The sequence below is a fragment of the Planctomycetia bacterium genome, from assembly GCA_034440135.1.
Taxonomy (GTDB): domain Bacteria; phylum Planctomycetota; class Planctomycetia; order Pirellulales; family JALHLM01; genus JALHLM01.
In genome coordinates, this window is the sequence record JAWXBP010000488.1 from 22,787 (window position 1) to 34,599 (window position 11,813).

4 protein-coding genes are annotated in these 11,813 nt (G+C 63.8%); 3 read left to right on the top strand and 1 reads right to left on the bottom strand.

Annotation, left to right across the window (positions count from 1 at the left end):
* The first annotated feature begins 448 nt into the window (after positions 1–448).
* The 3 genes from SGJ19_27790 to SGJ19_27800 all read left to right on the top strand — a co-directional run bounded on the left by SGJ19_27790 (position 449) and on the right by SGJ19_27800 (position 11,239).
* Positions 449–5,632: a PKD domain-containing protein gene (locus tag SGJ19_27790; GenBank protein MDZ4784068.1), complete on the top strand. Its 5,184-nt coding sequence runs from the start codon at positions 449–451 to the stop codon at positions 5,630–5,632.
* A gap of 45 nt (positions 5,633–5,677) precedes the next feature.
* Positions 5,678–10,810: a protein kinase gene (locus tag SGJ19_27795; protein ID MDZ4784069.1), complete on the top strand. Its 5,133-nt coding sequence runs from the start codon at positions 5,678–5,680 to the stop codon at positions 10,808–10,810.
* A gap of 90 nt (positions 10,811–10,900) precedes the next feature.
* A complete protein-coding gene (locus SGJ19_27800) occupies positions 10,901–11,239 on the top strand; it encodes a hypothetical protein (GenBank protein ID MDZ4784070.1) in 339 nt (112 codons plus the stop codon).
* Between the two features lie 76 nt (positions 11,240–11,315).
* On the opposite strand, the gene SGJ19_27805 is transcribed toward SGJ19_27800, so the two are convergent.
* Positions 11,316–11,642, bottom strand: a complete 327-nt coding sequence (locus tag SGJ19_27805) for a hypothetical protein (protein MDZ4784071.1) — start codon at positions 11,640–11,642, stop codon at positions 11,316–11,318.
* Positions 11,643–11,813 lie beyond the last annotated feature (171 nt).

Genomic DNA, 11,813 nt, shown 5'->3' on the forward strand with positions numbered 1-11,813 from the left:
ACAAACGCTCCGCTTGGCATACGTGTTTTCGTCGCCCCACGTCGCAACGCATTGACGGACGGCGTCGCGGCCGTTCGACCGTTGTCAGGCGTTCGCACGGAATTGCAGGCTCAGGCGTTGCCACGCGCGCTGCCGGAATGACCGGACAACCGGGTCTTGCGGGCTATACCGGCCGCACCGCGTGCGAGCGCAGGATTATGCCGCGTGGCGAAACCGGAGGATCGAGCGCAGTGAGCGGAAGCCGTGCTCTCTGCGGTGAATCCTCTGCCACAGCGCCGATGGCGCAAAGACGGCCGGGCGTAGCGAATATTTGACACTTTCCGCAAATCTTCGTGATAATGAATCTTCCGGGGCGCGACGGACGAAGCTTTCTGTTACGGGCTGCCGCGCAACGCTCACGCTGCGCCCGCTCCGGCAAACCTTGATGATTCTCCGGGAGATAGTGCCCGTGCATTGGCGCTCTTGGGTTCGCGACGGCTGGCTCGGCACGCAACTGGGCCTCCGGAAGCGTCGCCCCGTGCGGGACGACGGCCGAGTTCGCGGCTGGCGCGTGCGCCGGCTGGAGGAGCGCCGCGTCCTGTCGGTCACGTCCGTCGAAGCCGGTCCGAATCAGGCCGGCGTCAACGAGGGGTCGGAGGTCGACGTCAATGCGACGTTCGAAGACGACGACGTCCCGGGCAACAATCCGCACACGGCGACGATCGACTGGGGCGACGGCAGCACCGCAACGGCAGGCGTCATCGACGAGCCGAACGGCGGCAATGACGGCGAGGTGACTGGTTCGCACTTCTATGCCGACGATGGCATTTATACCGTGACGGTGACCGTCACGGGCGACGACGGCACTTTCCAGAGCGATACCTTTACGGTCACGGTCGTGAATGTGAACCCGACTGTTACCGCGACGACCAATCGCACGGTCGACGAAGGGACGCCGATCTCGATCACCAATATCGGCACGATTACCGATCCCGGCTACGACACGCCTCCGGCTGGTGGCGGAGTGGACGAGACGTTTACGTTCACGATCGATTGGGGCGACGGTTCCACGGATAGCGCCGGCACGGCGGACATCGACGACGTTGGCGGCCCCGGCGATTTGACGAACGGCTCCTTTGACGGCAGTCACGAGTACGCCGACGACGGCGTCTATACCGTCACGATCACCGTCACGGACGACAACGGCGGGACCGACACGGATACCTTCACGATCACCGTAAACAACGTCGCGCCCACGCTGACGGCCACGACGGATCGCACCACCGACGAAGGAACGCCGATTTCGATCACCAATATCGGCACCTTCACCGATCCCGGCTACGACACGCCCCCGGCCGGCGGCGTGGTGGATGAGACATTCACGTTCACGATTGACTGGGGCGACGGCTCGACCGACAGTGCCGGCACGGCGACGGTCGACGACATCGGCGGCGTCGGTGATTTGACGGACGGTTCGTTCGACGGCAGCCACGAATACGCCGACGACGGCATTTACACCGTGACCTTGACGATCACGGACGATGACGGCGATTCCGATACGGCGACGTTCACGATCACCGTCAGCAACATCGCTCCCACGCTGACCGTCGCGACCGATCGCAGCACCGACGAAGGGACGCCGGTATCGATCCAGGATATCGGCACGTTCACCGATCCTGGCTACGACACGCCCCCGGCCGGCGGCGCGGTGAATGAAACCTTCACCTTCACGATCGACTGGGGCGATGGCTCGACCGACAGCGCGGGCACGGCGACGATCGACACGGCCGGCGGCGTCGGCGTGCTGACGCAAGGCTCGTTCGACGGCAGCCACGAGTATGCCGACGACGGCATTTACACGGTCACGGTCACGATCACCGACGACGACGGCGGGACTGACACGGAGACGTTCACGATCACCGTGAACAACGTCGCGCCGACGTTGACGGTCGTCACCGACCGCACGACCGATGAAGGCACGCAGGTCTCGATCACCAATATCGGCGCGTTCACCGACCCCGGTTATGACACGCCTCCGGCCGGCGGCGCGGTCAACGAGACGTTCACGTTCACCATCGATTGGGGCGACGGCACGACCGACAGCGCCGGCACGGCGACTATTGACGACGTCGGCGGCGTCGGCGATTTGACCGACGGTTCCTTCGAAGGCAGCCACACCTATGCTGACGACGGCACCTACACGGTCACCGTCACGATCACGGATGACGACGGCGGGACCGACACGGAAACATTCACGATCACCGTGAACAATGTGGCGCCGACGTTAACGGTGAGCAACCGCACGACCGACGAAGGTACGCAGGCGACGTTCACGAACATCGGGTCGTTCACGGATCCAGGCTTCAACAATCCATCGAACCCGATTCCCGGCGGCGAAACGAGCGAGACGTTCACTTACACGATCGATTGGGGCGACGGCACGGCGGGAAGCGCCGGTTCCGCGACGATCGATGATGTCGGCGGCGCGGGCGATACGACGGACGGGTCGTTCGATGGCAGCCACACCTATGCCGACAACGGCATGTATACCGTCACCGTTACCGTCTTCGACGACGACGGCGGCCAGCACCAGCGCACGTTTACGATCACCGTCGCCAACGTCGATCCGACGCTGACCGTGGTTGGCAACCAGGTCGGCACCGAAGACACGCCGATTTCGATCACCAACATCGGTACGTTCACCGACCCCGGTTTCGACAATCCGTCGAACCCATTGCCCGGTGAGCAAACCGAGACCTTCACCTTCGAGATCGATTGGGGCGACGGTTCGATGGACAGCGCGGGCTCGGCCACGATCGACACGCCGGGCGGAATTGGCGTGTTGACCGCCGGCTCGTTTGACGGCAGCCACACCTACACGACGGGCGGCAATTTCACCGTCACCGTGACGGTCTTCGACGACGACGGCGGATTCCATACGCAGACGTTCGAGATCAACGTCGCAGGCATCCCGCCGGTGTTGAACGTGATTGGCAATCAGAGCACCAACGAAGGGACGCAAATTGCGCTGAATCCCGTCGGTAACTACACCAACGTCGATCCGAACGCCACGCACACGGCCACGATCGACTGGGGGGACGGCACTACGACGCCAGGTACGATCGCGGAAGGAGGCGGCGCGGGCACGATTTCCGGCAGCCACACTTACGCCGACAACGGCATCTATACCGTCACCGTCACGGTCTTCGACGACGACAACGATTCCGATTCCGGGCAGTTCACGATCACCGTCGCCAACGTCGCGCCCACGCTGGCCGTAGTCGTCAATCAGGCGTCAAACGAAGGCGCTCAGGTGTTGCTCATCGACATCGGCACATTCACCGATCCTGGCTTCGATACGCCGCCCGCCGGCGGCGCTGTGAATGAGACGTTCACGTTCTCGATCGACTGGGGCGACGGCACGACCAGCAGTAACGGCGCGGGCACGATCGATACGCCGGGCGCCGCGGGCACGCCGACGGCCGGGTCGTTCAATGGCACGCACACCTACGCCGACGACGGCATTTACACCGTCACCGTTACGGTCGCCGACGACGACGGCGGCTCGCATCAACTCACCTTTACGATCACGGTCGCCAACGTCGCGCCGACGTTGGTGGTGAGCGGCAATCAAGCAGCCAACGAAGGAGCAACGGTCAACCTGACGAACATCGGGTCGTTCACCGACCCTGGTTTCGATAACCCGTTGAATCCGTTGCCCGGCGAGCAAACCGAGACGTTTACGTTTACCGTCGATTGGGGCGATGGCACCGCGGGCTTCGGCGGCACGCCGACGATCGACACCACTGGCTCCGCGGGGACGCCAACGGCGGGCTCGTTCGACGGCAGCCACGCGTACGCCGACGACGGCGTTTACACCGTCACGGTCACTGTCTTCGACGACGACGGCGGCTTCCACCAGCAGACGTTCTCGATTACGGTCAACAACGTCGCGCCGACGATCAATACTGCGCCCGGCGCGGGCAACGAAGGCGACGTGGTGACCGTGACGTTCACCGATCCTGGCTTCAACAACTTCGCGAACCCGATTCCGAACGGCGAGATTGCGGAGACCTTCAGTTACTCCATCGATTGGGGCGACGGGATTGCCGAAGCCGGAATCGTGTTCTCCGGAGTGCCGGGCGGACCGGGCGTGCTGACGAGCGGCCTGGTCGGTCACGTCTTCGCGGACAATGGCATTTATCTCGTCACCGTGCAGTTCTTCGACGACGACGGCGGCGTCGACACCGAAGTCGTGCAGGTCACCGTGACGAACGTGGCGCCGACGTTGACCGTGGTCGGAGACCGAGTCACCGATGAAGGAACGCCCATCATCATCAATGATATCGGTTCCTTCACCGATCCCGGATTCGACAACGCCTCGAATCCGCTTCCGGGCGAGCAGGCCGAGTCGTTCACTTACTCGATCGATTGGGGCGACGGGTCGATCGACAGCGCCGGCGCCGCACCGGACGCGAACGGTTCGCCCGGCGTCTCCAGCAGCGGCTTCTTCGGCGGCGGCCACGTTTACGCCGACAACGGCAATTACACCGTGACCGTCACGATCAACGACGACGACGGCGGCATGCAACAGCGCACCTTCAACATCGTGGTCAACAACGTCGCGCCGGTCGTGACGAATCTGTTCTTGCAGGATATTGGCTCCGACGCCACGGGCAACTTGAACGGCGAATTCGCCGATCCCGGCGCGGACAGTTGGACCATCACGATCGAATGGAGCGACGGGCAGCCCAACGACGTCTACCAGGTCCTGCCCGGTGCGCCCACGGTGTTTGCAGCCAGTCACCTGTTCGACTCGTCGGGCCTGGTGGATCCTTCGGCGCCGATTCCGATTCGCATCACGATCATGGACGACGACGGCGGCGTGGTCGTACAGTTGGCGGAGTTTCAAGTGCCCGGCACCGGCCTGGTGAGCTCGCTCGGCATTGCGCCGCCCGCCGCGCCCTCACTGGCGCCGTTGACCCAGGCAAATCGCACCGACAGTGCGCCGCAGTCCAACACAGCCGCTTCGGCAACCGTGCAAGCGACTGGCGACAACGCAGCGGGCGGTGACACGGCGGGCGAAGAAGACGTGCGCGAAATCGTATTGCGGATTATTCGCCCCGACGGCGACCTGGTCCGCGACGCGGTCACCGGACGCGTGAAGGAATTGCTGCTCACGGAAGCACAATTGAAGGACCTTCGCGATTTCTTCCGCATCTGGCCCGACGGCCACTATCGCATTGACCTCCGCGAAGGCAAAGCGGAGCGCCTGATCATCGAGGTCTACGTCCGCGAAGGAGAAATGGTCGACCCGGCGGACCTTGAGGATTTGGACCAGCCGTCGGACGACGTGCAACAAGCGCCTCCCGAAGCCGCCGCGCCGGAGCAACCCGTTAACGACGCCAGCCTGGACCGCGCTTGGGAAACCTGGCAACCGCGCGGACGCCGCGCGGCGACGCCCCCCGTCGAGACAGATGTTGAATTGAAGCAGAACTACGCCGATCAGACGACGTCGCTCGACCTGGCCGCCGCCGGTCTAGTCGGCATGGCAAGTCGCATCGACGCGGTGCCGGCCGCAAAGCGATTTTGGCATCGCCGCAGCATCCGCTCGTCGCGCCCCACAACGACGCCACATAATTCCCGCCCGTAAGCATCCCGTTCAACGATTGAGCCGGCGCACGACCGGCGAGGCCCTATGCTGTCCTGTCCACTCTGTTCCTCGACGCTAAGCGAAACGGTCTTTAACACCGGCATCTGTCCGGTGTGCGGCGGCGCTTTGCACCTGGATGATCAGCAGCGCGCCGCCGCGGCGGATCAATGGGAAAACCGTCCGGTCAAGCTGGAGTACGTCGAAGACGCGTCGATCACCGATTCCGTGGCGCTGGTGCGCGCCACATTGTCCGCAATTGTCCGCCAGTCGCAGAAGTCGCCGGTGAGCGAACGGTCCGCGCCCCAAGTGGACTTTTCCGCGCATGTGATGGGCGGTGATCCGTCACTCGCGCGGACTTCGAACTTCGGCCTGCCTCCTGGCGAGGGCGAAGACGACGTCCGCGACACGCTGCGCACCGGACTCTTCGAGGAGCCGTACGACCAATCGAAGGACGCTTCGCGCATCACTTCCATTGGGCAGACGATCGACGTCCGCAATCTTTCGCCAGAAGAGAAGGCCCGCGTCACGGCGATGTGGAAGGGGATGGCCACGCCGCCAGCGGTGACGCCGCGGATGACCGTGCGGACCGGCGACGCGGCGGCGAAGGATTTACGCCGCACCACGCTGGTCGTGAAACCGCGCGACGTCCGCAAGTCGGAAGAGCCGGATAGCATCTCGGCCGACTACGAGCTGTTGAACCTGATCGGCGAAGGCGGGATGGGCGTGGTCTATGCGGCCCGCCAGGCGTCCATCGATCGCGTCGTCGCGGTCAAGATGCTCAACGCCGAGATCGCCGGCGACGCGGAACAGCGCCATAAGTTCCTTTCCGAGGCGGTCGTCACGGGCGAGTTGGACCACCCTAACATCGTCCCGATTTACGATCTTGGCTCGAACGAATCGGGCGCGCTGTTCTACTCGATGAAGCGCGTGGTCGGCACGCCTTGGCTGGAAGTGCTGACGACATATGCGCTGCCGCAGAATCTGGAAGTGCTGATGAAGGTGGCCGACGCGGTCGCCTTCGCGCATTCCCGCGGCGTGATTCACCGCGACTTGAAGCCCGAGAACGTGATGCTCGGCGGCTTCGGCGAAGTGCTGGTGATGGACTGGGGCCTGGCGCTCTCGACCGGCACGTTCCGGAAGTCGGGCAGTATCACGCAATCGAGCAGCATGGGAGGCACGCCGGCCTACATGGCGCCGGAAATGGCCACCGGCCCGGTCGATCGCGTCACCACGGCGAGTGATATCTATTTGCTCGGCGGCATGCTGTACGAGGTCATCACCGGGCAGCCGCCGCACACCGGCAAGAACATCATGAACTGCCTGTACGCGGCGGCGCGGAATGAAATCCAGCCGACCAAACACAGCGGCGAATTGGTGGATATCGCTAAGCGCGCTATGTCGACCGACCAGTCGCGCCGCTACGGGTCGGTCCAAGAATTTCAGGCCGCGGTCCGCGCGTATCAATCGCATTCGGAGAGCATCGTCCTCTCGACGCGGGCGGAAGACGACCTGACCGAGGCGCAGCGCACTAACAATTACCAAACGTACGCCCGCGCGCTATTCGGCTTTCAAGAGGCGGTCGCGCTGTGGAGCGGCAACGTCAAGGCTTCGCAGCGACTGATCGAAGCCAAACTCGCTTACGCCAAGGCCGCGACGGCGAAAGAAGATTACGACCTGGCGGCCTCGCTGTTGGACGCGCAGGAACCTCGCCATGCGGATCTGCGGAAGAAAATCATCGCGGCGCAAAAGGAACGCCAGGCCCGCCAGAATCGATTGCGCATGCTGCGCAATGTCGCCGCGGCGCTCATCTTCACGGTACTGACCGTCGTGAGCGTGGCGTTTGTCGTCGTTTATCGTTACTGGAACGAGGCCAACGTCGCGCGCAACAAGGCCCTCGACGCTCAAGCAAGCCTGGTCAACGCGAATAAGGACCTGGACCTAAAGCGGGCGGAAGCGGAGACGAATGCGCGGATTGCGAGCGACAATGAGAAAATTGCCAACACCAACAGACTCGCGGCCGAGACCAACTTCGAAAAGGCTCAGCTAGCCACCGCGGCCGAAGCCAAGCAGCGTTCGCAGCGGGAATACGAGGCGTACGTCGCCCAAATCGGTTTAGCTTCGGCCAAGATCGAGGAAAACGCCGCCGGTCAGGCGCTCGAGCTATTGCAACTCTGCATTCCGCAGCGCGCGGAGAGCCAGGATTACCGCAATTGGGAATGGCGGCGACTGCTGCATTTGACCAGCCAACCTCATTTGAGCGTGCCCGTCGGTGATCGCGTGAAATCGATCGCCGTGGCGCCCAACGGCGAAGAAATTCTCGTCGGCGCTACTTCTGGCAGCGTTCGGCGGATCACCGCGACGGGCGAATCGCTCCAAGCGTTCGAGCACGGCGGTCCGTTGAACGTCGTATTGTTTGTCGGCGCAGAGCGCGCCCTCACGGCGGGCGGCGCCGCGAAACAAGGCGTCGTTAAGCTGTGGGACTTGTCCGCCGAAGCGCCGCGCGAAATGCTCAAGTTCACGGCGCACGAAACACCGGTGCTCGCGGCCGCGATCTCGAACGACGGTTCGCGGCTGGTTACGGCCGGCGCGGATGGCGCCGTGCAACTGTGGAGCCTCGCGCTCGATTCCGCGCAACCGACCGCCGAACCTCTGCGTCGCCCCATGATCGGGCATTCCGGCGCGGTGTGGGATATCGATTTCTCGCCGGATCAAACGCACATCGTCACCGCGGGGCAAGATCGCACGGCGATCATCTGGTCGCTCGACGAAACCAAGAACGATTGGCCCTTGCCGGCGTTTCGCGGGCATACCGGCGCGGTGTACGCCTGCGCCTTCTCGCCCGACGGCCGCCGCGTGGTTTCCGCAGGCGCTGATCGCCGCGTGCTGATCTGGGACATCGATCAGATCGAATCGATCGACCTCGATCAACTGGCGCGCGAACAAGCGCCGGCTGCCGCGCCGCGTTACTTGGAACTTCGCGGCCACACGGCGGAAGTACGCTCCGTCGATTTCGCCCCCGACGGCAACCAGGTGCTGAGCGCCAGCAACGATCACACGGTCAAGGTCTGGGATGCGGCGAAGGGCACGCTCGTGAAAACGCTTCGCGGCCACGACGGCTGGGTCCGCAGTTGCCGCTTCGCCGACAACGGGCGGCAGGCCGTGACAGGCAGCTTCGATAACACGGTCGCCGTCTGGCCCGTGGCCGAATACCGTGAACAGATTGTGTACTCCGAGGATAGCGCCGCCGCGGTCCTCTCCAGCGCCGCATCGCCGCACGGCAAGTGGATCGCCACCGCGCATCAAGACGGCGCGGTACGTCTCTGGGACCGCGCGACCGGCAAGCTGGAAGCCACGCTGGAGGAAGGTCACGATTTCCTTGGCGAAACGGCCGCGTACTTCCCGGATCGTCAACGCATTCTGACCGGCGCGCGCGACAGCACCGTGCGGATCTGGAACATTGCCAGCGGCGCGGAACAATCGCGACTCACTGGCACGGGCAGCGCCGCACAAGATGTCGTCACCGCGCTCGCGCCGAGCGGGCAATGGCTCTGCACCGGCGTCTCGCCCGCCGCTGAGAAGGGCAATCAGCAGCAAGCCGCGCGTCCTTTCGCGCAATTGTGGAAGCTTAGCGAAACCACGCCGGCCGCGCAGGTGCTGTCGCTCGAGGCCCGCGCCGATGTCTCGTTGTCGGCGGCCGCATTTGCGCCGCAAGGGGCGCTGCTCTTCACCGGCCGTGACGACGGACCAGGGCAACTATGGGACTTAGATCAAAACCAACCTTTGCACGAATTGCATGGACACGTGCGACGGATCAACGCCGCGCATTTCACCTCCGATGGCGCGAGTCTGATCACGGCCAGCGACGATCACACCGTGCTGGAATGGGATCCTGTCACCGGCGAAAAGCGCTCCGGCCGCGAGCTCTTCCACCCGCGCCCCGTCCGGGCAATGACGATCACTCCGAATGATCGGTTAGCGATCACCGCTTGCGCCGACAACAAGGTCCGCGTTTGGGACCGAGCAACTTCCCAGGTGGTGGCCGAATTGCCGCATGGCGCGCAATCGGTTTCCAGCGTCGCGATCTCGCCCGATGGCGCTCGTGCCGCGACAGTCAGCCACCGCGAAGTATCCGGATTGGAAGCGGAGTATCAGATTCACCTGTGGGATCTGCATACGTTCGAGGAACTCGGCAAGTCCGATGCGGCGCATGGCTGGCTCGATCACGCGCCGCGGCGCAGTTCGGTCTGGCAGGCCAATTTCTCGCCAGATGGAGATAGCTTGCTGGCCGTCGGCGGACGCCATGCGCGGTTGTTCAATCTGGCCACGCGCCAACAGGAGCGGAGCTTTGGCCCACAGGGCGCGATTACACATCTCGCCTTTGCTCATGATTCGGACGACCGCCTCGTCACGGCCGGCGCCGATGGCACGGCCAAAATCTGGAGCGTGAGCGAGCAGCGCGTGGTCGCCAAGCTCGAAGGAGTTCACACCGGCAGACTCGCGTCGGCGGCCTTCGCGCCGAACGATTCACAGATTCTCACCGCGGGCGAAGATGGCAAATTGGTGCTGTGGGACATCGCCACCGCGCAGCCGAGCACGCGGATTGACGCGCGGAGACGTGTGCGGTCGGCGGAAATGTCCGCGGATGGCGCGCGGATCATCACGGCGTCGAACGACGGCGCGGCGACGATCTGGAACGCTTCTACGGGCGCGGCGGAACGTGAATTCCGCGATGGCAACGCGCCGCTCAACACGGCGTCGCTCTCGCCGGACGGGGCGCTGCTGATTGCCGGCGACGCCAACAATATCGCGCACGTCTGGAATGCCCAAACCGGCGAGCTATTGCAGGCGCTCTCCGGCCACACGGCGGAAATCACCGTCGTCGGCTTTTCGCCGGACAGCTCCCGCATTCTCACTGCCGCCAGTGACAACCTGGTGAAGATCTGGGACTTGACCGGCAAGGAACTGCTGACGCTCCGCGGCCACGCCATGGAGGTCACGAGCGCCGCCTTCACCGCCGAAGGCGATCGCCTCGACGTATTGACCGCCAGCCGCGACGGCACCGCGATCCTCTGGCCCGCCGCGGATGCGGAGACCGCGACCGGGACGACGGGCGCCGGAAGCGTCGGCATCCGGAACGAATTGGCCGCGACGCCGTCCGCGGATCACGCTGAGCGCTAACAACTTCGGCGCAAGCTGGAAGCAATTCGCCGGTTTTCGAGGATGCGAATTGCTCTTGCACCGTTTGCTGCGCTTTACTATAAGCCGCGCATGAACACTCGCATCTTTACGCGCCGGCAGTTTGTGCGCTTTCTCGGATTGACCGGCATGATGTCTGTCGCCGGTCGGCTGTTCGCGCAAGGGAGCAAGCCGCTGTCCCCGGGGCGCACGATTACGCTACGCGACATGCTCACTACCGGACTCAAGTGCCGGCGGCCCGAGGAGTTTGCGTATATCGACGGCATCGTCGCGCTGGTCGACGCTGGCGTGCTATCGGAAAGCCTGGTGCGTTCCACGTTCGCCTACGCCCGCAAGCGGCGGCCGTATCCGCTGGTCTATTTCCAGCAGGCGCTCCGCCGTCGCGCGAAAAAGCTGGGCGTCGCCGTTTAGAGCGACATTCGCGTCATTCGTCGTGCCAGCCATCCGCGCGGCCGGCATGGCGGGGGAAAGAAATCCGCTGACGCATTCAGCGTTCGATAACAGCGAGGGCAGCATTTCCGTTCCATGCGCCAATTCTATGCGGCCTCGCGCATAGGCGGCGGAACAGTACAAGCCCAATCGCCGCAGGGGCCAGTAGCGCCAGTGATGGCGGCCTCGGGACCGCAGTCGCGCCGACAGCGCCGAAATTGTTGCGCACCGCGTTCAAGCCGCGGAAATCGATATCGTTATCGCCCCCGGTATCACCGAGACCGTCCCCGCCGAAATTATTGCGGACGTTATTGAGGTCCTCGATGTCGACTTGGTCGTCGGCGTTCGTGTCGCCCAAGTGTCCCAAGACCGGAGAGAACTTCATCACTAACCCGTTTGCCCACCAAGTGTCGGTGCGAACAAGGAGCCGTAGTGACCAGCCACGAATTCCTGTACCCAACCGTTTCCTTCATAACGGGTGGTACAGGAATTCGTGGCTGGTCAGCAGCTTGACTGTCGGCGCTTCGAGTGTGGCGATGACGTCCGACAACTTCGA